The sequence below is a fragment of the Streptomyces sp. NPDC036764 genome (genome assembly GCF_055609385.1).
Window position 1 is genome coordinate 311,223 of sequence record NZ_JBVJPT010000001.1, and the last position, 21,545, is coordinate 332,767.

Sequence of the window (21,545 nt, forward strand, 5' to 3'; positions counted from 1 at the left end):
CGGCTTTGCGGAGGCGGGGCGTTCGCAGCCGGTGGGGATCCCGGCTTCAGGCCGGCGTCTCCTTGGCGACCGCAGGCCCGTACGGTCCCTCGGCCGCCTTGAGCCGCTGCATGGTGGTCAGCCGGATGGCGAAGTACATGGCGGCAGCGGCGGCGACGATGTGCAGCACGTCGGCCGTCATGTACTGCACCACCGCGTCCCGGGTCTCCGCCAGCGTCCCGGCGTTCTTGTACTTCGTCCCGGCGAACCGGTTGAACAGGACGCTGAGGACGAACAGGCCCCACCACACGTTCACCGGCCAGATCCGGGCCCGGAACCGCTCGCCCTCGGCCGGCAGCGGAGTGGCGGCTCCCCACATCTCGACGGCGACGCGGTACGGCATCCAGAGGTTCACCAGCGGAATGAGCCAGGCACCGATGGCCCAGCCGGGCCCGTTGCGGAACCGGTCCGGCGCCATGAGCCCCGTGTTGCGGCGCATCCGGAAGAACCAGACGACGAAGACGATCGCGGCCGGCAGGTACACGATGACCTGGTATCTCCCGGCCGTCTCGTACAGCGAGGCAGCGGCTTCCAGGTCCTGCTGCGGAGCCGAGAGGAAGCCGCCGTCCGCGTCGGTCACCCCCCGGAGCCGAAAGCCGGCGACAAGGCTGAACACATCACAGAGGGCGACCAGAGCGAGTCCCGCCACGGTTGTGACCAGGAGGCCGAGGGACGATCCCGGTCTGCCCGAGGGCAACTGCGGACGCGGACGCAGGTCATTGGAAGCGGACATGCTGATGAGCCCCCCACGGGCGAGAAGAGAAGAGACACAGGCCGCGAAACCACGTGCGGCCGAGGCACGATATGCCGATCTCGACCATCCCGTCCATGACAATCTCGCAGGTCGGCGCCCGCATGCCCCGCCCGCCGGCGATCAGTCGAGAAAGTCGGCGACGAGGAGCGCGAACTCGTCCGGTGTGGCGAGCCGGATGCCGAGGTCCTCGGCCTTGGCGCGCTTGGATCCGGCGGCTTCTCCGGCGACCACGAGGCTGGTCTTCCTGGACACGCTGGAGGAGGAGCGGCCGCCGGCCCGTTCGATGAGTTCGTTCACCTGATTGCGGCTGAGCTTCTCCAGCGGGCCGGTCATGGCGCCGGTGACCACCACGGTCATCCCGGACAGGGGGCCGCCGGCCGGGACGTCGGTCGTGGCGGGATCGCCGGCGGTGTCGGTGGTGTCCACGGGCGCGAATGTGGCGCCCGGCTCGGTCATGTTCACCCCGGCGGCGGCGAGTTTGTCGATCAGCCCGGCGAGTTCGGCGAGTTCAGCGACGATGGAAGGTGCCTTCTCGGCTCCGATGCCCTCGACCTGCTGCAACTGCTCGGCGTCGGCGGCTCGGATGTTGTCCATGGTGGCGAAGTGCCGGGCGATACGGCGGGACATGGAGCGGCCCGTGCCGCGGACCCCGAGGGCGCACAGCACCCGTGACAGCGGGCGGGTCCTGGCCGTGGCGAGGGCGGTCAGCAGGTTGTCGGTGCTGGTCTCGCCCATCCGTTCCAGCCCGAGGAGCTGGTCGCGGGTCAGGGTGAACAGGTCGGCGAGATCGGCGACCAGGCCGGCCTCGACGAGCTGCACGACCCGGGTGGCGCCCAGGCCCTCGATGTCGAGCTGGTCGCGGCCGGCGGCGTAGGAGAGGGAGGCGACCAGGTGGCAGTTGCGTCCCTGCTCGCACCGCCAGCGTTCCTGGCCGGTGTCGATGGCCGAGCCGCAGCGCGGGCACGCTTCGGGGAAGACGATCGGCTGCTCGTCGCCGGTACGCAGGTGGGCGACCGGGGCTTCGATGCGCGGGATGACATCGCCGGCGCGGTGGACCATCACCTGGTCGCCCAGCCGCAGGTCGCGCCGGGTGATGTCGGACGGGTTGTGGAGCGTGGCGTAGGTGATGGTGGAGCCGTCGATCTCGACCGGCTCCAGGACGCCGCGAGGGGCGATGATGCCGGTGCGCCCCACATTCCACTCCACGTCCACGAGCCGGGTGATCTTCTCCACGGCCGGCAGCTTGTAGGCGATCGCCCAGCGCGGGGCCCGCGAACCGGATCCGGCGGCCCGCTGGTCTGCGGCGAGGTCGGCCTTGATGACGATTCCGTCGATCCCGAACGGCAGCTCGGCGCGCAGCGCGGCGATGTCCTGCACCCGGGCCAGGACCTCGTCCGTGGTGGCGGCGGTGACGCCGGGCACCTTCGTGGGGGCGGTGGTGTGCACGCCCAGTTGCCCGGCCAGGGCCATGAGCTCGCTGTGTGCGAGGCCGTCCAGCCGTGCGGCCAGAGCCTCGTCGGTGTCGGGCAGAGCGAGCAGGCCGTACCCGAAGAACGTCATCGGGACCGTGTAGGCGCGGTCCTTGGCCCGCAGGGTGCCCGCGGCGGCGTTGCGGGGGTTGGCGAACGGCTGCCCGCCGTGCGCGGTGCGCACCTCGTTGGCGTGCTCGAACTGCGCAGCCGTCATGAGGACTTCGCCGCGCACCTCCACCGTGACCGGCTCGGCGAGGGTCTCGGGCAGGCCCTCTATGGTGCTCATCGCGTGCGAGACGTCCTCCCCGGCCGTCCCGTCGCCGCGGGTGATCAGCCGCGTCAGCCGCCCCTGTGTGTAGCGGGCCGCTATCGCGAGCCCGTCGAGCTTCGCCTCGACGCTGTATCTCTGCGCCTCGTGCCCGATCCGGCGGGCCAGCGAGGCCGTCCATGCCGTGAACTGCTCGGCCGAGAACACGTTGTCCAGGCTCAGCATCGCGACCGTGTGCGGCACGTCGCCCTCGACGGCGCCGCCGGCGACCTTCCCGCTCGGCGAGTCGGGCAGCACCTGATCGGGATGATCGGCCTCCCACGCGGCGATCCCGCGCATCAGCCGGTCGTAGGCGTCGTCGTCCAGCGGCGACGTGCCGTCCGTGTAGTAGGCGGCCGCGGCCTTCACGACGTCCTCCACGGCCCGCGCGTAGCCGGCGGCGTCCACGATCTGCGCAACTGGTGTTGTCATGCCCGTCATCCTGCCTGCCACCACTGACAACGCCCTCCGCCCGCCCGTCGCCGCCTTCGAGACCCGGGCGAGCAATTGTGATGCCCGTCACGGAAGGATTAGGGTGATAGCGCTTGGCGAAGCCCCCGGGTCGCGAGTCGAGCAGAGATGCGCGGCCGGGCCGGCTTCGGGTGAGGAAGTGGTCCCGTTGTCCGTCTCCTGGGACGACATCGGCGGTCTCGTCGATGCCCACGAACGATTCCTCGCCGGCTCACTGGTCGAGTCGGACGTGCGGGACTCGGTGCTCGACTCCTGGAAGCGCTGCCGCTCCGTCGGTCTCGAGCCGCACCGGCTGCTGGTCCGCTACACCGAGGACGTCGCACTGGACGACCGGTTCCGGCACGCCGCCGACCCGGTGCTGGCCGATCTGACCAGCTCTTTCGCCGATGTGAGCATGACGATCGCGCTGTGCGACGGACAGGGCCGCATGGTCGAGCGGCTCGGCGGTGACCGGCAACTGCGCGATCGCCTCGACGCGGTGCGGTTCGCCCCCGGGTTCGACGCCTCAGAGTCAATCGTCGGCACCAACGGCGTCGGCACGGCGATCGCCGAGCGCGGCCCCGTCTACGTCGCCGGCCGGGAGCACTTCGCCGACTGCCTCCAGCCTTTCGCCTGTGCGGGCGCCCCCGTCCGGGACCCGCTCAGCGGACGCATCGAGGCCGTCCTCGACATCACGTGTCTGCGTGACCAGGGCGACCCGGCCATGGTGCGGATGGTCCGCGAGGCCGCCCGGAGCATCGAGGCCCGGCTGCTGGAACAGGCCGGCCGCCGCGAGCGCGCGCTCCTCGCCGCGTACCGGCGGGCCGACGGCCATGTGCGGGGCTGGCCCAAGCAGCCCGATGAGCTGCGGCCGGGCCTGGACGGCGGGGCGCTCGGCCGGATCGACATGGCCGTGCTGCGCGCCAAGGCCGAGGAACTCCTCGCCTCGCCGCACCGCACCCTCGACGAGGTCACCCTGCCCAGCGGCCGCACCGCGACGCTGCTGCGCCGCCAGGTCACGGGCGCGGCGGGGGAGGCCGGCGTCGCCGTCGAGGCCCGCGTCCTCGGCGGCCCACGCCTGAGCCATCTCGACATGGCCCCGCGGGAGGCGGGCACTGCGACAGCCGCGACAGCGCGGGGTCCGGTCGGTTCGGCGGTGCAGCGGCCTGTCGGATCTCCCGCGCAGGGTCCGGTCGGTTCGGCGGTGGAGAGGCCGGTCGGGTCGCCCGTGCGGGGTCCGGTCGGTTCGGCGGTGCAGCGGCCGGTCGGGTCGCCCGCGCGGGGTTCGGTTGGATCGGCGGAGCGGCCGGTCGGTTCGGCGGTGCAGCCGCCGGCCGGGGCGCCCGCGCAGGGTCCCGTCGGATCAGCGGTGGCGGGTCCGGTCGGCACGGCCCCGCAGCGCACGGTCCCGTCGCCCCCGCTCACGGCGCCCGCGTCGCCGTCGGCACCAGCCCGGCCGCCCCGGCCGGCCAGCACCCACTCGGTGTCGTCCGCCGCCTCCGCCCCTTCCTCGCCAGCCCCACAAGTCCCCTCAGCCCCACCCACCACGCGCACCCCACCCACCACCACCCCGGACGGTGAAGCTGCGGGCGCCGACGGCTGGTTGCTCCTCGTCGGGGAGCCCGGGGTCGGGCGGCTGGCCGTCCTCGCGCGGCGGCGGCTGGAGCTGCTGCACGACGCGAGCGTGCGGATCGGCACCACCTTGGACGTCACCCGCACCGCGGAGGAACTCGCCGAGGTGACCGTCCCCCGGTTCGCCGACTTCGTCGCGGTCGACCTGCCCGACTCGGTGCTGCGCGGCGAGGAACCGGAGGCCCTCGGCGGCCGTACCGCGCTGCGCCGGGTGGCCATCAGTGCCGTACGCAAGCAGCCGCACAACCTGTACGACGTGGGGGACACCGTGGAGTACGTCCCGTCCACGCCGCAGGCCCGCTCCCTGGAGACCAGGCAGTCCGTCGTCGAACCGGTCCTGACGGAGGCGGACGGGTGGATCGCGCAGGACCCGGAGCGGCTGGTACCGGTGCTCGAGGCGGGCATCCACTCCCTGATCACCGTGCCGCTGCGGGCCCGCGGCACGACCCTCGGCGTGGTCAGCTTCTACCGTTCGCTGCAACCTGCCTCCTTCGAGGACGACGACCTGTCGCTCGCCCAGGAGCTGGTCGGCCGCGCGGCGATCTGCATCGACAACGCCCGCCGCTACACCCGCGAGCACGACACCGCCCTCGCCCTCCAGCGCAGCCTGCTGCCAAGAGGCCGTTCCGAGCAGAGCGCGGTCGAGGTCGCCTACCGCTATCTGCCCGCGCAGGCCGGCGTAGGCGGCGACTGGTTCGACGTCATCCCGCTGTCCGGAGCCCGCGTCGCGCTCGTCGTCGGCGACGTGGTCGGGCACGGTCTGCACGCCGCCGCCACGATGGGCCGGCTGCGCACGGCCGTCCACAACTTCTGCTCCCTGGACCTGTCGCCCGACGACCTCCTCACCCACCTCGACGACCTGGTCGGCCGGCTCGACCGGGGCGAGGGCTGGGCGGCGGAGAACAGTCCCGACTCCGGCATCGTCGGAGCCACCTGTCTGTACGCCGTCTACGATCCGGTGTCCCGGCGCTGCACCCTCACCCGCGCCGGGCACCCCTTGCCCGCGGTCGTCGCCCCCGACGGCAGCGTCGAGTTCGTCGACCTTCCCGCCTGCCCGCCCCTAGGCCTTGGCGGCGAGCCCTTCGAGACGGTCGAACTGGAGCTGGCCGAGGGCAGCCGGCTGGTGCTCTACACCGACGGCCTGGTCGAGGACCGGCACCGTGACATCGACGCGGGCCTCGACAGACTCCGCGCCGTGCTGGCCGGTGCCGACCGCTCGCCCGAGGAGACCTGCGAGGCCGTCCTCGACGCCCTGCTCCCGGCCCGTCCCGGCGACGACGTGGCGCTGCTCGTCGCCCGCACGCACACGCTGGGCGCCGACCGCGTGGCCCAGTGGGACCTGCCCAGCGACCCGGCGGTCGTCTCCCGCTCCCGCGCGGCGGTCACCGCCCAGCTCGCCGAGTGGGGCCTCGACGAACTGACCTTCACCACCGAGCTGATCGCCAGCGAACTGGTCACCAACGCCATCCGGCACGCCACCGGACCGGTCCAGCTCCGTCTGCTCCGCGACCGCGCCCTGATCTGCGAGGTCTCCGACGGCAGCGGCACCTCACCCCGGCTGCGCCGCGCCCAGAGCACCGACGAGGGCGGCCGCGGCCTGTTCCTCGTCGCCCAGCTCACCGAGCGCTGGGGCACGCGCTACACAACCGACGGCAAGGTCATCTGGACGGAGCAGCCACTGCCGTGACGCTGCCGCTGAGGGGCGCCGCGACTTCCGGGCTCCGGCGAGTGTGCGTGGCGGGCGCCTCTGGGGGCCTGCGGCCCCCAGACCCCCGCTTCGGCCCTGAACGGGCCTCGTCCTCAAGCGCCAGACGGGCTGAAGGAGTCACCGTGCCCCCGGCAGCCCCGGCCCGCCGCATCGCACGTCGGCTGCCGGCACCACCCCGTCGACGAGATAAGCCGCCACCGTCCCGTCCACGCACCCATTCCCCCGGCTGGCGAACACGCCGTGCGAGTAGTCGTTCTCCAGGGTGACCAGACGCGAGCCCGGCAGCAGTTCCCGCAGTTCACGCGCGCCCCGGATCGGGGTCACCGGGTCGTGCGCGGAGGCCACCAGCACGGCCGGCGGGGCGGCCCAACTGCCCAGCGGCGTACGGCGGTCGGGGCGGTGCTGCCAGTACGCGCAGGTCGTGGCCTCCAGGCCGGTCAGCACCGGCTGCGGGTCGAGACGCCTAAGGCGCCGGATGTCAGCCACGATCTCGCGCGGGGTGGGCCCCGGACCGTCCGCGCACTTCACGATCCGGTTGGCCGCCTCGTAGTTGCGTGACTCCGGGCCGTCGAAGGCGGCGGCCGGGCGCAGGCCGTCCACGGTGCCGTCCGTCAGACGGGCGCGCAACGCGTCGGCCAGTCCGGTCCAGCGTTCGGTGCGGCCGAGGGCGCGGTAGACGGCCCGGTCGAACTCCGCCGGGCCGAAGCCGCTCACCGGGCGGGCGGCGAGTCCTTGGCGTACGCGCAGGTACGAGTGCCGTACGGCGGCCGTGTCGTCGCCCAGGCCGAAGCGGTCCGCATGTGCGGCGGTCCAGCCGAAGAACGTGTCGCGGGCGCGCAGCAGCGCCCGGCTCTGGATCACGTCGAAGTCGTGCCAGTCCCAGGGCCCGACCACGCTGTCCAGCACCATGCGGTCCACCCGGTGCGGGAAGTGCGCGGCGTAGGCCGCGCCCAGGTAACTGCCGTACGAGACACCGAGGAAGCTCGTGCGCGGCTCGCCCAGCGCGGCGCGGATCGCGTCCATGTCGTACGCGGTCTGCTCGGTCGACAGATACGGCAGCGCCTGTGTGCCCGCGCCCGTCGCGCAGTCGTCGGCCATGCGCCGCTGCGACGCGAGGTGGGCTCGCTCGGCGCGTGGGCCCACCGGCACCGGGTCCGCGCCGGGTGCGGCGAACAGGCCGCCCATCGCGCCGCAGTCGACGGGCGCGCTGCCGCCGACGCCGCGCGGGTCGAAGCCGATGACGTCGTACGAACGCCGCACGCTCGCGGGGAGCTTGGCGCGCTTGGTCACCGCGTAGGGCAGGCCTGATCCGCCCGGGCCGCCCGGGTTCACCAGCAGGATGCCGCGCCGCTCGGCAGGGGTGCCGGAGGCGGGGACGCGGGAGACGGCGATCTCGATGCGAGGGCCGGACGGGCGCCGGCGGTCGAGCGGGACGGTGAGGCGCCCGCACTCCACGCGGTCGGGGGCGGGCGGCTTCGGTACGGAGCCGGGGCAGGCGCCGAAGGCTAGGGCGGTCGCTGCGCGGGCGGGGGTGGCCGCGGGCAGCAGGGCGGCCGCGGCCACGAGGGCACCCAGCACGGCGGTGGGGCGGGGCAGGACGGACAAGGTCGCTCCGAGTCTCGGGGGCGGGTAAGAACGGGGTGGCAAATGAAAATGATTATCGATAACGTGTGCGCGTCAAGTCCGGCCCCCTCCCGCCGAGGGCCGCCCCGGGCTGCCCCGACATCTGAACTCATGGCACGAAAAGGGGAGTTGTGGCTCATCTGCTGGTGGTCGAGAGCTGGGTCGGATCGATGAGCAGGCTGCTGCCACGCGCCATCCGCGAGGGCGGGCACGAGTTCACCTTCCTCACCCGTGACCTGCACCACTACCTGCGCTCGGCGCCCGAGGGGGCCGCGCATCCGCTGCTCGGCGCCCGCAACGTGCTCACCGCCGACACCAACGACACCGACGCCCTGCTGCCCGAGGTGGCGCGGCTGCACTCGGTGCTGGGCTTCGACGGGGTGATCACCTCCTGCGACTACTACCTGCCGACGGTGGCCCGCATCGCCGGGCACCTCGGCCTGCCCGGTCCCGCGCCCGAGGCTGTGGAGAACGCCTGCCGCAAGGACGCCACCCGCCGCGTCCTCGCCGACGCGGGCCTTCCCGGACCGCGCTTCGCCGTGCACGAGGAGTGGGCCGACCTCGCGCGCGCCGCCGGCGAGATCGGCTACCCGCTCGTCGCCAAGCCGGTCGACCTGTGCGCGGGCATGTACGTCCGGCGCATCGAGCACGAGGCCGAACTCGCCGAACTCCACCGCACGTTGGCCGACTTCCCGGTCAACGCCCGAGGGCAGCGGCGCACCCCGGCCGTCCTCCTCGAAGAGCTCCTCGACGGCCCCGAGGTCAGCGTCGAGACCGTGTCGTACGCGGGCGCGGTGCACATGGTCGGCGTCACCGACAAGAGCGTCGGCGGCGCGCCCGCCTTCATCGAGACCGGCCACATGTTCCCCGCCGCCCTGCCGCCCGGCGACATCGAGGCCGCGGAGCAGACCACGCTCGGCGCGCTCAAGGCGCTCGGCCTGACGGACGCCGTCGTCGCGCACACGGAGATCAAGCTGACCTCCGCCGGACCGCGTGTCGTCGAGGTCAACCCCCGGCCCGCCGGCAACCGCATCACCGAGCTCGTCCGCCATGTCACCGGCATCGACCTCGCCGCCGCCTGCGTCGACGTCGCCCTCGGCCGCAGGCCCGACCTCAGGCGCACCGGCACCGGGCTGCGCAGCGCCGCCATCGGCTTCCTCGTCCCGGACCGCCCCGGCACCCTCGTAGCCCTCGACGCCCGTCGGCTCGCCGACGAACCGGACGTGCTGGAGGTGTCGCTCGCCGAACCCGGCACGGCCGTGAAGGCGGCCGGCAGCAACAACGAGTACCTCGGCCACGTCATGGTGGGCGACCCCGACGGCCCCGGCGCCCGCGACCGTGTCGAGCGGCTGCTGGCGGCTCTGCGCGCCGGGCTGGTGATCCGATGACCCCCGTCAGCGCCCGGCCGACGACGGCCTCCCGGACGTACGACGATCTCGTCGACGACGTCCGTGCGGGCGCCCTCGGGCCCGATCCGCGCACGCTGCGCATCGCCGTCGCCTTCACCACCCGGCAGGCCGTACGGCACGACGGGCGCGGCACCGGCTACCGCAACGAGGTGCTCAGCCTGCGGCTCGCCGAGGCCGTCGGCTCGTGCGCGGTCGAACCCGGCGTACTGCCCGACAGCACCCTCGACGACTGTGCGGGCGCCGATGTGGCACGGCTTCTCGGCCATCCGCTGCCCGCGGTGCGGGTGGCCGCCCTCGACGCCTACCTGATGCACATCGCCCCGCACACCCCGCAGCACGGGGCAGACCCCGTCCCCCTGCCCGCCGGCTCGTCGCTGGAGAAGTCCCGGGCGCGGGCGCGAGCCGTGGTGGAGCTGCTGGACCTGCCGGGCGGCGCCACGGTGCTGGTCGTCGGAGTCGTCAACTCCTTGCTGGAGGCACTGCGTTCGCGCGGCCTCGGCTATGTGCCGTGCGACCTCAAGGGCGGGGTAACGGAATGGGGCGAGCCGGTAGTCGCCGACGCACTCGCCGCCGCCGGGCGCTGCGACGCGCTGCTGGTCTCCGGGATGACCCTGGGCAACGGCACCTTCGAACCGCTGCGCGCGCACGTCCTGCGGCACGGCAAGCAAATGGTGCTGTTCGCGCAGACCGGCAGCGCCGTGCTGCCCCGCTTCCTGGGGCACGGGGTCACCGCGGTGTGCGCGGAGCCGTACCCCTTCTTCTGGCTCGACGGCGGCCCCGGCGTCGTCCACCGCTACCGCTGTTCCGGGGGTGAGCGATGACCGCGACGGCTCTGCGTCCCACCGCGCAGCGGGAGTTGCTCGCCCTGCTCGGCCGTACCCCGGTCGTACGCGTCACGGCCGGACTGCCGCACGCCCACCCCGGGTTCTGGGCCAAGCTCGAAGGGCTCGCGGCCGGCGGCATGAAGGCGCGGGCCGCCGTGTCGATGCTGCTCGGCGCGCGCGAACGCGGCGAACTGCGCCCCGGCGCCCCGGTGGTGGAGTCCACCTCCGGCACGCTCGGCATCGGGCTCGCCTTCGCCGGACAGGCGCTCGGCCACCCCGTGGTCCTGGTCGGCGACAGCGAACTGGAGCCGTCCATGCGCCAGTTGCTGCGCGCGCACGGCGTCCGCCTGGAGCTCGTCGACCGTCCCGCACCGCAGGGCGGCTGGCAGGCGGCCCGGCTCGGAAAGCTGCGTGAACTGCTCGCGGAACTCCCCGGCGCCTACTGGCCCGACCAGTACAACAACCCCGACAACACCGCCGGTTACGCCTCCCTCGCCGCCGAGCTCTGCGCCCAGCTCGACCACCTGGACATCCTCGTGTGCAGCGTCGGCACCGGCGGCCACAGCGCCGGTGTCATCGGACCGCTGCGCCGGCACTGGCCCGCGCTGCGGCTCATCGGCGTCGACGCGACCGGCTCGACGATCTTCGGCCAGCCCGCCCGCCCCCGCCTGATGCGCGGCCTCGGCAGCAGCATCCACCCGCGCAACGTCGCCTACGACGCCTTCGACGAGGTCCACTGGATCGGCCCCGCCGAGGCCGTGGACGGCTGCCGACGGCTGGCCCGGGGCTGCTTCGTCAGCGGCGGCTGGAGCACCGGCGCGGTCGCCAGGGTCGCCGCCTGGGCGGCCCGTGTGCACCCCGGCGCGGTCGTCGCGACCGTGTTCCCCGACGGGCCGCACCGCTACCTCGGCACCGTCTACGACGACGACTTCATCGCCGCCCACGGCCTCGACCTGGCCGGCGCCGCCACCCGGCCCGTGGAGATTGCGCACCCCCGCGCCGCCGAGGCGAGCGGGTGGGCGCGGTGCGCGCGGGTCGCCGATCCACTCACCCCCGAAAGGACACGATGAAGGCCCGCCTGCGCACCGTACGTCTCGAACTCGCCGAGCCGCTGCGCATCTCCCGCTCCGTGATGACCGCCCGCGACGCCGTCTGGCTGAGCGTCGAACACGACGGCGTCACCGGACACGGCGAGGCCGTCAGCAGCGTGTACTACGGGCTGGACGCCGACACGCTCGTACGGCTGATCTCGGCCGTCGACCTGGAACGGTTCGCCGATCCCGAGAGCGCCCTGGAGGCCCTGCCCACCGGTGGCGCACCGCCGGCCGTGACCGCCGCCGTGGAGTCCGCGCTGCTGGACCTCGTCGGCAAGCGGGCCGGTGTGCCCGTCCACCGGCTCCTCGGGACCGCGGCGACGTCCGGCGTCGCCACCGCACGCACCATCGGCATCACCTCGCTCGCGCACGCGGCCGCCGAGGCCCGGCGCCTGACCGCGAGCGGATTCGAGGTCCTCAAGGTGAAGGCGGGCTCACCCGACCCCGAGGACGACGTGGAGCGCGTACGGGTCATCCGGGACGCCGCTCCACGAGCACGGCTGCTGCTCGACCCGAACGGGGCCTGGAGCGTGGCGCAGGCCGAGCGTCTGCTGCCCCGGTACGCCGCGCTCGGCGTCGAGGCCGTCGAACAGCCCCTGCCGGCCGGCGACCCGGACGCGCTGGGCGCCCTCGCCGAGAGGTCGCCGCTGCCCGTCATCGCCGACGAGGACGCGGTGAGCGCAGATGACGTACGGCGGCTCGCCGGGCGCGTCCACGGCGTCAACGTCAAGCTCGCCAAGTGCGGAGGAGTCCGAGCCGCGCTGCGCATCGCCCAGTTGCTCGACGGCAGCGGGACGGAACTGATGCTCGGCTGCCTCACCGCCAGCACCCTCGGCCTGGCACCCGCCGTCCACCTGGCCGACCGGGCCCGCTGGACCGACCTGGACGGGCATCTGCTGCTCGCCCGCGACCCGTGGCGCGGCATCGGCGGCGCCGACGGCTTCATAGCCCCAAGTGGCCTGCCCGGCCTGGGAGTCGAGGAGGTGGCCGCACATGAGTACCTGGCGTGAGATACGCGGCTTCCCGCTCGCCGTCCGGTTGCTGCTGGTCAACCAGTTCGGCGTCAACACCGGCTTCTACCTCCTCATCCCCTACCTCGCCACCCACCTCGGCGAGAACCTGGGCATGTCGGCGGCGGTCGTCGGGATCGTCCTCGGCGTGCGCAACCTCAGCCAGCAGGGCCTGTTCATCATCGGCGGCTCGGCAGCCGACCGGCTCGGGGCGCGGGGCGTCATCATCGCCGGGTGCGCGCTGCGGACCGTCGGGTTCGCGCTGTTCGCGCTGGGCGACGGGCTGCCGGTGCTGCTCGCCGCGTCCGTGCTCAGCGGGCTCGCGGGGGCGCTGTTCAACCCGGCCGTGCGGGCGTATCTGGCGCAGGAGGCGGGGGAGCGCAAGGCGGAGGCGTTCGCGCTGTTCAACGTGTTCGCCACCACCGGAGCGCTGGTCGGGCCGCTGCTGGGCAGCGCCCTGCTCCTCGTCGACTTCCGAACCTCCGCGCTGACGGCCGCCGGCATCTTCGCGGTGCTCACCGTGGCCCAGGCGCTTGTCCTGCCCGCGCACAAGGTCGAGCCGAGCGGAAGCGGAGTGCTCGGAGACTGGCGCGAGGTGCTCGGCAACCGGGCCTTCCTGGCGTTCGCGCTCGCCATGGTCGGCATGTTCACCCTGGAGAACCAGCTCTATCTGCTGCTACCGGACGGCGCGCGCGAGGCCACCGGCTGGGACGGGGCGGCCGGACTGGTCTTCCTGATCGGTACGGTGGCCAACCTCGCCCTCCAGTTGCGCATCACGCGTGCCCTCAAGTCCCGTGGTCCCAGACCGGTCTGGATCGCCGGCGGGCTCGCGGTGATGGGGCTGGCCTTCCTGCCGCCCCTGCTCGGCGGACCGCTCGTCCTGCTCAGCGCCCTCCTGCTCAATCTCGGCATCATGATCTGCTCCCCGTTCGTGATGGAGCTGATCCCGGGCTTCGGCCGCTCCGACCTGACCGGCACGTACTTCGGGATCTTCTACGTCGTCTCCGGCATCGCCGCCGCCGTCGGCAACACGGTCGTCGGCTGGGCCATGGACACCGGGGAGAGCCTGCCCTGGATCTGCTGCGCGGTCGTGGGACTGGCGTCGGCGGGCGGTGTGGGGTGGCTGCACCGGCGCGGGGCGCTGCCCCGGGTCGCCGAGCGGAGCCACGCATGACCGACGGCAACCTCCTGACCGACAACCCCGCCCTCTACGAGGCCCGCTTCCCCGACCCCGACCGGCTCGCCGGACGCTGGGCCGAGGACTGCCTGCGCCGCCACGGCGCCGGCCCGCGCGTCCTCGACATGGGCTGCGGCACCGGCCGCGACGCCGCCCGACTGCACCGCGCCGGCCGTACGGTCACCGGCGCCGACCTGTCCGAGGCGATGCTCGCCCACGCCCGCGCGCACCACCCGGGCCCCGAGTACGTCCGGGCCGACCTGCGCGGCTTCGACCTGCGGGACCTGGGCGGGGCCGCCTTCGACGCGGTCGTCTGCCTGGACAGCTCCCTGCTGTACTGCCACACCAACGATCAGCTCGACGGCTTCCTAGCCTCCTGCCGCCGGGCCCTCGACCCGGGCGGACTGCTGGTCGCGGAGATGCGCAACGGAGCGTACTTCCTGGGCCGTACCGCCCTCCTGGACGGCCCGTCCGTCGACACCTTCACCTGGCAGGGCACCGGCTACCGGTCCACCACCACCCTGACCGTCGACCGCACCGCCCAACTCCTGCGCCGCACCCGCGTCTGGACCACCGACGACGGTACGCCGCCCGTCGTACAGCACTCCGCCTGGCGGCTGCTGTTCCCGCACGAGCTGCGGCACTTCCTCGCCGCGCACGGCTTCGAGGTCCTCGAACTGCACGACGGACCCGGCCCACGCACCGAACCGCCTTGGCAGCAAGGCCGGTTGCCCGGCGTCGCCACGGACGCGGACCGGCTGCACCTCGTCGCGCGCCCGCACACCCCCTGACACAAAGGACCAGTCATGAACGACGAACGTTTCCCCGGCCTGCGCCGACGCGGCTTCCTCGCCGCCACCACGGGCGCCGCCGCCGCACTCGCCCTCACCGGATGCGGTGGTTCCGGCGAGCCGGCGGCCTCCGACGGCACCCCGAAGCGTGGTGGCAGGCTGCGCGCGGCCTTCGCCGGCGGCGGCGCCAGTGAGACCCTCGACCCGCACCTGGCCAACCTCTTCGCCGACGTCGCCCGCGCCAAGGCCCTCTTCGACAAGCTCGCCGACTACGGCGCCGACCTCTCCGCGCGGCCCCGGCTCGCGGAGCGGTGGGAGTCGAACAGGACCATGGACCGCTGGCAGGTGACGCTGCGTCAGGCCGTCTTCCACGACGGCAGCCCGGTCACCGCCGAGGACGTCCTGTACAGCTACCGCCGGATAGCCGACCCGAAGCAGGCGTTTCGCGCGAAGGCGTCCCTTGAGCCCATCGATCTCGACGCCAGCCGGGCCACCGGGGAGCGCGGCATCGAGTTCGTGCTCAAGCGGCCCACCGCCGAATTCGCCAACGTGCTGGCCGCGTTCGGCGCCTACATCGTCCCCGAGGCCGCCGCCGACTTCGACGACCGGCCCATCGGTTCCGGCCCCTTCCGGTTCGTGTCCTTCGCGCCCGGCCGTTCCGCCGTCTTCCGCCGCTTCGAAGACCACTGGGACGGCGCCCCGCTCCTGGACGAGATCGAGTTCGTCGTCGCCAACGAGGAGTCCGCGCGCGTCAACGCCCTCCTCGGCGGCCAGGTCGAGTACGCGCACGAGCTCAACCCGACCACCGCCCGCGCCCACGAGGGCGGGGGACAGATCGAGATCGTGCGGCTGCGCAACAGCGCCATGCAGGCGTTCTGCATGAAGACCGACCGGGCGCCCTTCGACGACAAGCGCGTGCGCGAGGCGTTCTTCCTCATCGCCGACCGGCAGGAACTCGTCGACGGCGCGCTGTCCGGCGCGGGCGAGATCGGCAACGACCTGTTCGGCAAGGGCTACGAGTACTACGCCGCCGACCTGCCGCAGCGCGCCCAGGACCTCGACCGGGCCCGCGCCCTGCTCAAGCGGGCCGGTGCCGAGAAGCTCAAGGTCACCCTGGACACCTCGGCCGTCGCCGCCGGGTTCACCGAGGCCGCAGGCATCTTCCGGGACCAGGCCGCGAAGGCGGGCGTCACCATCGACGTCAAGATGGGCAGCAAGGACTCCTACTGGAGCGACATCCTCGACGGCGGCACCCTGTGCTGCTACCGCTCCGGCGCCATGCCCGTCGAGGCCCACATCTCCCAGCGCCTGCTCACCGACTCCACCACCAACGCCACCCAATGGCGGCACAAGGACTTCGACGCCCTCTACCAGCAGGCCCAGTCCACCCGCGACAAGACCGAACGGGCCGCCGTCTACGAGCGCATGCAGCGCCGCCTGTACGCCGAGGGCGGCTTCCTCGTCTGGGGCTTCGCCGACTGGATCATCGCAACGGCCCGCACGGTGAAGGGAGTTGAGACGAAGGCCCCCGCCAATACCCTGGACTGGGCCCGTTTCGACAGGGTGTGGCTGGCGTGACGACCCAGTGGAGCGACAACGCCCTGAGGGGGCGCGGGGCTGTTTCGACATGCGGCTCCGCCGCGGGGCGCGACAAGCCACGACGGACCCGCAGTCGACAGACGGCCTACCGCGGCACATCCTTCGTCGCCCGGCGCCTTGTCCTCGGCGCAGCCCAAACCGTCGCCGTCGTACTCCTGGTCTTCGCCCTCACCGAGGCGCTCCCCGGCGACGCGGCCGTCGCCCTCGCCGGCGACCAGCCGGACCCGGCGCGCATCGCGGCGATCCGCGAGGCGATGGACCTGGACCGGCCCGCGTACGAACGCCTCACGGACTGGGCGACGGGCCTGCTGCACGGCGACTTCGGCACCTCCCTGACCTCGGGGCGCCCGGTCACCCGGTACATCGCCGACGGCTTCGGACCGACCCTCACCCTCGCCGCCCTCACCCTGGCGCTGCTGATCCCGCTCGGCTTCGGCCTCGGTGTGCTCGCCGCCCGCCAGGAGGGGGGCCTCGTGGACCGGCTGGTCAGCTCGGTGACGCTGGCCGTGTACGCGGTCCCCGAGTTCGCCCTCGGGGTGCTGCTGGTCACGGTCCTCGCCCTGCAACTGGCCTGGCTGCCGCCGACGGCGGTCGGTCACGGCACCGACCTGCTCGCTCATCCGGCGGTGCTGGTGCTGCCCGTGCTGGTCCTGCTGTCCCGCCCCGTGTGCTCCCTGTCCCGTCTGGTGCGGGCCGGCATGGTCGACGCCCTCGCCTCCCCGTACGCCGCCCACGCCCGCCGCTGCGGCGTCGGCGGCACCCGCGTCCGCTATGCCCACGCGCTGCCGAACGCCCTCGCCCCGGCCGTCCAGCAACTCGCGCGTACCGTCGACTGGTTGCTGTGCGGGGTGATCGTCGTGGAGGCCCTGTTCGTGATCCCGGGCCTGGGGACGGTTCTGCTCAACGCCGTCGCCGAACGCGACGTACCGGTGGTGCAGGGACTGGCCGTGGTGTTCGGCGTGCTGACGGTGCTGCTCAACCTCGGTGCCGACCTGGTGGCCCACCGGCTCACGCCCCGCGCGGGGGTGGCCGCGTGACGCACCGCCGTTTCGCCTTCGGCCTCGCCGTCGTGGCCGTCCCGTTCGCGGCCGCCCTCCTCGGACCGTTCCTCGCGGGCGACCCGGGTCCGCGTGCCACGTCCTTCGCCCTCGGCGACGGCCACCTGCTCGGCACCGACTTCGTGGGCCGCGACGTCCTGCGGCAGGTCCTGCTGGGCGGCCGCACCGTCGTGATCACGGCCCTTGCCGCGACCGCGCTCGCCTATCTGGTCGCCGTCCCCCTCGCGCTGGTGAGCGCGCTCACCCGGCTGCGGTGGCTGGAGGACCTGCTGATGCGTCCGCTGGACGTGCTGCTCGCAGTGCCGTCGCTGCTGCTGATCCTGCTCGTGGCCTCCGTGCTCACACCGGGCGCCGTGGGCCTCGCGTTGCTGGTGGCGCTGGTCAACGTGCCCGACGCCGCCCGGATCGTGCGGGCCGCGGCCGGGGAGGTGGCCGCACGCCCGGCCGTCGAGGCACTGCGCATGCAGGGCGAGACCTGGTGGCGGATCGCCGTCGGCTACGTCGGGCGCTCGACGCTGCGCACCCTCGCCGCCGATGCCGGCATCCGGCTGACCGGCGTGCTGTACCTGGTGTCGACGGCCGCGTTCCTCGGGGTCGGCGTCGCGCCGGACGCATCCGACTGGGCGGTGATGGTCGACCGCAACCGCACCGGTCTGCTGGTGCAGCCCTGGGCGGTGGTGGTGCCCGCGCTGCTGATCGTGGCGCTGACCATGGGCACGAACCTGCTTTTCGACGCGGCCCTGGAGAAGAAGGGGCGCCGGCACAGGAGGGGACTCGGGTGAGCCGGGTGACGGATGCAGCGGTCGCCGAGATCCGCGACCTGCGCGTCGAGATCGACGGCCGGGCGATCGTCGACGGAGTGCATGTGAAGGTGCTGCCGGGCAAAGTGACGGCCCTCGTCGGAGCCTCAGGCAGCGGAAAGACCAGCACCGGACTCGCCCTGCTCGGCGAGTACCCGCCAGGCGCCCGCGTCACGGGTGAGATACGGCGGACCGGAGACGGCCCGGTGGGCTACGTTCCCCAGCACCCCGCCGCCGTCCTCAATCCGGCCCGCCGCGTCGGCGCCCTGCTCCACGACATCGCCCGCCCGCAGGTCCGCCACCTGCCGCGGGCGCAGCGTCGTGAGGCGGCCCGCGCGCTGGTCCTGCGCGCCTTGTCGGACGCCCAGCTCCCGGCCGCCGAAGCACTGTTGCGCCGCCATCCGCACCAGCTCTCCGGCGGCCAGCAGCAGCGCGTCGTCCTCGCCCAGGCCCTGCTGCTGGGTGCTCGCGTGATCGTCGCCGACGAACCCACCACCGGCCAGGACGCGTTGACCAAGAGCCGGATCGTCGAGCAACTGGCGGCGGTCGCGGCACGCGGCATCGCCGTCGTCCTGCTCAGTCACGACCTCGACGTCGTGCGCGCCCTCGCCGACGAGGTCCTCGTGCTGCGCGCGGGCCGGGTCGTGGAGTCGGGGCCGGCGGAGCGGTTGTGGGCGGCGCCGCGGCACGAATGGACTCGTCGACTGCTCGACGACCCGCCCGCCGCCCCGCCGGACGCGACGGATCCGGACCGCGGCCGACCGGTCCTGCAGACACGTCACCTGACCGCCGTACACGATCGCCGGTCCGTCGTGCTGCGCGCCCCGCACCTGGTCCTCCACCCCGGTGAGTGCCTCGCCGTGGTCGGCCGTTCCGGCAGCGGCAAGACCACGCTCGCCCGCTGTCTCGCGGGCCTGCACCGCGAGTCCTCCGGCGAGATCCTGCTGGACGGCACACCGCTCCCGCGCAGCCTGCGCCGGCGCAGCCGTGCCCAACTGGCCGCCGTGCAGTACGTCTTCCAGGACGCCCGCGCCGCCTTCGACGAGCACAGGCCGGTGCTGGAGCAGGTGGCCCGCACGGCGGTACGGCTGCGCGGAGCCGGCAGACGGACGGCCGCGGAAGAGGCATCGGCCGTCCTGGACCGCCTCGGCCTGTCCCCGGACCTGGCACGTCGCCGTCCCGGCGAGCTCTCCGGCGGTGAACTCCAGCGTGCCGCCCTGGCCCGCGCCCTGCTCGCCCGCCCCCGCGTGCTGATCTGCGACGAGGTCACCTCCGGCCTGGACACGGTCACCCGGCGCGCCATCCTCGACGTCCTCGCGGGACTGGTCCGCGAAGAGGACGGCTTGTCCCTCGTCCTCGTCACCCACGACCTGGACACGGCACGTCTGGCCCACCGCATCGCCGTACTGGACGCGGGGGAGATCGTCGAACAAGGGCTGGCGCAACGTGTCCTGACGGAGCCCCGGCACCCGTTCACGATCTCTCTCCTGGAGACGACGCGGCGACTGGAGGCGGGCAGCCGTGGCTGAGGGCCGGCCTCCGGGCTCGTTCGCGGAGGAGACGGGAAGGCCTCCGCGAGTGGCCCGGAGGCCGGCGGCTGTGGGTGCTCCCGACGCCTACGACCTGGTCGGCAGATGCCGGCGGCGCGGGCGGGCGGTGGCGCGGGCGAGCAGGACGTGGATCTGCCGGACCGCCTCTCCCGGGTGGGTGGCCGCGGTGGCGAAGGGCAGGCGGGTGTCGTGATGGGAGTCCGGTGCCTGTGAGCGGAGCACCAGGCCGTGCCGGTCCAGCCGCAACGGCCGTACCTCGCACGCGCCGAGCTGCTGCTTCGCCGGGAGCAGCCGGGCGAGCGGGGCCACGGTGTCGGCGTGCGCCGCGTCCAGTTGGGCCAGCATCTCCGCCTCGTGGGTGGCCAGCGGGTCGGGCGAGGCGACGGCCAGTTCGTCGACGCCGATGACGGCAGTGCGGCCGTCCTCGGTCAGCACGGCCCGGGCCGGGTGGAACACCAGCGCCTTCGGGCCGAGGACGGTCAGCCCGCCGCCCAGCGTCAGTTGGGCGCGCACTCGTTCGCGTACGGCGACGGGGGCGACGTCGGTGAATTCCACCAGGGCGGTCAGGCCGCCGCGGGGTGCCACCGCCAACTCGGCGGGCAGGTCCCCCTCCGGCGGGTTGTTGAGGAGCAGGCGTGCGGCCGCGTCGACGGTGTGCAGGCCGATCAGCTCGACGCGATGGCCGTTGGTGGTGACGGTCAGCGAGCCGGCCGCCGAGAGCAACGAGCGGGCGCGCTCGGCGGGCGTAGGCTCAGAGCAGGTGGCAGCAGGCATGGGCACCTTCCCACACGGTCCGGGTGGACTTAGGTAAGCCTAACCTTATCTTTCTTCGGTATGCTCACCAACCCGTCAGCAGCAGGTGATTGACGAGCAGCGCGAGCACCGCCTGTGCCGCGAGCCAGGCACGCGGTCTCGGCACGAACGCGCAGGCGGACAGCAGCCACAGGGCGAACGGCAGCCAGATCCGCTCCGTCTCCGCCTTGCTCATCCCGGACAGATCGGCGACCAGCATCGCGACCAGGGCCGCCAGCACCAGAACACCGAGCCGGAACGTGGCCGTACGGTCCCGGCGCAGCAGTACGGCCCCGGTCCGCCGCAGCCCCGCCACCGTCGCCAGGCCCACCACCAGCACCTGGCAGGCGAGGTTGGCCCACACCCAGTAGGCCTGCGGGCGGGTGCCGCCGGCACCCTGGTCGTAGCGGGTGACCAGCAGGTCGTACGCCTCCCACCAGTAGAAGCCCAACGCCGTGAACACGACCGGTACGACCGCGAAACCCGCCAGCGCGAAAGGAAGGGGCCGCGCGCGCCGGGAGCCCAGTACGACGACGGCCGCGGCGATCACGACGTACAGCGTCAGGCCGTACGACAGATAGACGGTGAGCCCGAACAGCAGCCCTGAGGCGAGGCCCGTCCGGCGCGGCCGGTGACCCGTCACCGCGAGCGCGAGCAGCGCCACCGCCCAGGCCGCGACCGCCGCGAAGTAGCCGTCGGCCGAGGTGCCCAGCCACACCGCGGCCGGCGCCAGGACCAGGAACGGCGCGGCTCGGCGGGCGAGTTCCTCGTCGGCGAGGGTGCGGATCGTGACGAGGATGCCCAGCGCGGCGGTCGCCCCGACGGTGATGCACCAGACCCCCGCCCAGGCGCCGCCGCCCAGGCCGATGCGGTCCAGGTAGACGAAGGTGAGCGTGGCCGCCGGGGGGTGTCCGGCGATGTGCGCGGGCCAGTGCTCCGGCGAGGCGCCGACCACGATGTGCGAGGTGAAGTCCCGCAGTGTCGCGGGGATGTCCTGGAAACGGTCGATGACCTGGAGGTACTCGTACCGTGTCGTCAGCCGGCGGGCGATCCCGCGCTGCCAGCCGTCGACGAGTGCGAGCGAGAAGGTCCAGGCCGTGCCCGCTCCCCAGACGGCGAGCAGCAGCAGGCCCCACGGCAGGCGGGCGGCCAGCGGCGGGCCGTACGCCACGACGGCGACCGCGACGGTGATCGCGGCCGGAGTGCCCGGCCCGATGTGCGGTGCCCAATAGGCCAGCAGCGGCGGCCAGTTGACGAAGAGCGTGCCGTCCCGGTGCTCGATCACGGTGCCGACGACGGCCGCCGCGGCGAAGAGCAGGACGGCCGCCGCGGCGGCGTACAGATCGCGGCGCAGGTCCCGGCGAGCGGTGGTGCTGGTGTCGGCGGGGGCCTCGGGCAGAAGATCGCTGGTCACGTCTTCGACGCTAGGACGCGTGAGGTCCGCCGGACGCGTGAC

At 73.4% G+C, this 21,545-nt stretch carries 16 protein-coding genes; 11 read left to right on the top strand and 5 right to left on the bottom strand.

Annotated features, from left to right (window positions below; genetic code table 11):
* Positions 1 to 46: 46 nt before the first annotated feature.
* Positions 47 to 619: a DUF4328 domain-containing protein gene (locus ACZ69Q_RS01340; protein ID WP_471034279.1), complete on the bottom strand. Its 573-nt coding sequence runs from the start codon at positions 617 to 619 to the stop codon at positions 47 to 49.
* A gap of 294 nt (positions 620 to 913) precedes the next feature.
* Positions 914 to 3,004 (bottom strand): NAD-dependent DNA ligase LigA, encoded by a 2,091-nt coding sequence (gene ligA / locus ACZ69Q_RS01345; RefSeq protein WP_471034282.1) that lies wholly within the window; start codon positions 3,002 to 3,004, stop codon positions 914 to 916.
* A gap of 178 nt (positions 3,005 to 3,182) precedes the next feature.
* Between ligA and ACZ69Q_RS01350 the strand changes: the two genes are divergently transcribed.
* Positions 3,183 to 6,341 (top strand): SpoIIE family protein phosphatase, encoded by a 3,159-nt coding sequence (locus ACZ69Q_RS01350; RefSeq protein WP_471034285.1) that lies wholly within the window; start codon positions 3,183 to 3,185, stop codon positions 6,339 to 6,341.
* A 138-nt stretch (positions 6,342 to 6,479) separates the two neighbouring features.
* Here the strand turns inward: ACZ69Q_RS01350 and ACZ69Q_RS01355 are convergent, their stop codons facing one another.
* On the bottom strand, positions 6,480 to 7,967 hold the full coding sequence (locus ACZ69Q_RS01355; RefSeq protein WP_471034288.1) for an alpha/beta hydrolase: 1,488 nt from the start codon (positions 7,965 to 7,967) through the stop codon (positions 6,480 to 6,482).
* Between the two features lie 149 nt (positions 7,968 to 8,116).
* Here ACZ69Q_RS01355 and ACZ69Q_RS01360 point away from each other — a divergent pair, with 149 nt between their 5' ends.
* Genes ACZ69Q_RS01360 through ACZ69Q_RS01405 form a run of 10 tightly spaced genes read left to right on the top strand, consistent with a single transcriptional unit; the run spans position 8,117 to position 19,276 of the window.
* Entirely contained in the window at positions 8,117 to 9,373 is a 1,257-nt protein-coding gene (locus ACZ69Q_RS01360) for an ATP-grasp domain-containing protein (protein WP_471034292.1), read from the top strand.
* Positions 9,370 to 10,215, top strand: a complete 846-nt coding sequence (locus tag ACZ69Q_RS01365; protein ID WP_471034295.1) for a Rossmann-like domain-containing protein — start codon at positions 9,370 to 9,372, stop codon at positions 10,213 to 10,215. The genes ACZ69Q_RS01360 and ACZ69Q_RS01365 overlap by 4 nt, the downstream gene beginning before the upstream one ends.
* Positions 10,212 to 11,288, top strand: coding sequence for a PLP-dependent cysteine synthase family protein (locus tag ACZ69Q_RS01370; protein WP_471034297.1), 1,077 nt, complete (start codon positions 10,212 to 10,214; stop codon positions 11,286 to 11,288). The genes ACZ69Q_RS01365 and ACZ69Q_RS01370 overlap by 4 nt, the downstream gene beginning before the upstream one ends.
* On the top strand, positions 11,285 to 12,322 hold the full coding sequence (locus ACZ69Q_RS01375) for a dipeptide epimerase (protein WP_471034301.1): 1,038 nt from the start codon (positions 11,285 to 11,287) through the stop codon (positions 12,320 to 12,322). The genes ACZ69Q_RS01370 and ACZ69Q_RS01375 overlap by 4 nt, the downstream gene beginning before the upstream one ends.
* Positions 12,306 to 13,496, top strand: coding sequence for an MFS transporter (locus ACZ69Q_RS01380; RefSeq protein ID WP_471034304.1), 1,191 nt, complete (start codon positions 12,306 to 12,308; stop codon positions 13,494 to 13,496). Before ACZ69Q_RS01375 ends, ACZ69Q_RS01380 begins: the two co-directional genes overlap by 17 nt.
* Positions 13,493 to 14,290 carry a class I SAM-dependent DNA methyltransferase gene (locus ACZ69Q_RS01385; RefSeq protein ID WP_471034307.1) on the top strand — a complete coding sequence of 266 codons (798 nt, stop codon included), beginning with the start codon at positions 13,493 to 13,495 and terminating at the stop codon, positions 14,288 to 14,290. The genes ACZ69Q_RS01380 and ACZ69Q_RS01385 overlap by 4 nt, the downstream gene beginning before the upstream one ends.
* A 15-nt stretch (positions 14,291 to 14,305) precedes the next feature.
* Positions 14,306 to 15,868 (top strand): ABC transporter substrate-binding protein, encoded by a 1,563-nt coding sequence (locus ACZ69Q_RS01390; RefSeq protein WP_471034309.1) that lies wholly within the window; start codon positions 14,306 to 14,308, stop codon positions 15,866 to 15,868.
* Positions 15,865 to 16,926 (top strand): ABC transporter permease, encoded by a 1,062-nt coding sequence (locus tag ACZ69Q_RS01395; protein ID WP_471034311.1) that lies wholly within the window; start codon positions 15,865 to 15,867, stop codon positions 16,924 to 16,926. Before ACZ69Q_RS01390 ends, ACZ69Q_RS01395 begins: the two co-directional genes overlap by 4 nt.
* Positions 16,923 to 17,729 carry an ABC transporter permease gene (locus tag ACZ69Q_RS01400; protein WP_471034314.1) on the top strand — a complete coding sequence of 269 codons (807 nt, stop codon included), beginning with the start codon at positions 16,923 to 16,925 and terminating at the stop codon, positions 17,727 to 17,729. Before ACZ69Q_RS01395 ends, ACZ69Q_RS01400 begins: the two co-directional genes overlap by 4 nt.
* Positions 17,726 to 19,276, top strand: a complete 1,551-nt coding sequence (locus tag ACZ69Q_RS01405) for an ABC transporter ATP-binding protein (protein WP_471034316.1) — start codon at positions 17,726 to 17,728, stop codon at positions 19,274 to 19,276. Before ACZ69Q_RS01400 ends, ACZ69Q_RS01405 begins: the two co-directional genes overlap by 4 nt.
* Before the next feature lie 87 nt (positions 19,277 to 19,363).
* On the opposite strand, the gene ACZ69Q_RS01410 is transcribed toward ACZ69Q_RS01405, so the two are convergent.
* Both ACZ69Q_RS01410 and ACZ69Q_RS01415 read right to left on the bottom strand, forming a co-directional pair.
* Positions 19,364 to 20,071, bottom strand: a complete 708-nt coding sequence (locus tag ACZ69Q_RS01410) for a DUF2470 domain-containing protein (RefSeq protein WP_471034318.1) — start codon at positions 20,069 to 20,071, stop codon at positions 19,364 to 19,366.
* A 64-nt stretch (positions 20,072 to 20,135) separates the two neighbouring features.
* The gene (locus ACZ69Q_RS01415; RefSeq protein ID WP_471034322.1) at positions 20,136 to 21,503 is read right to left on the bottom strand and encodes a hypothetical protein; all 1,368 of its coding nucleotides are present in this window, start codon (positions 21,501 to 21,503) and stop codon (positions 20,136 to 20,138) included.
* Between the last annotated feature and the right edge of the window lie 42 nt (positions 21,504 to 21,545).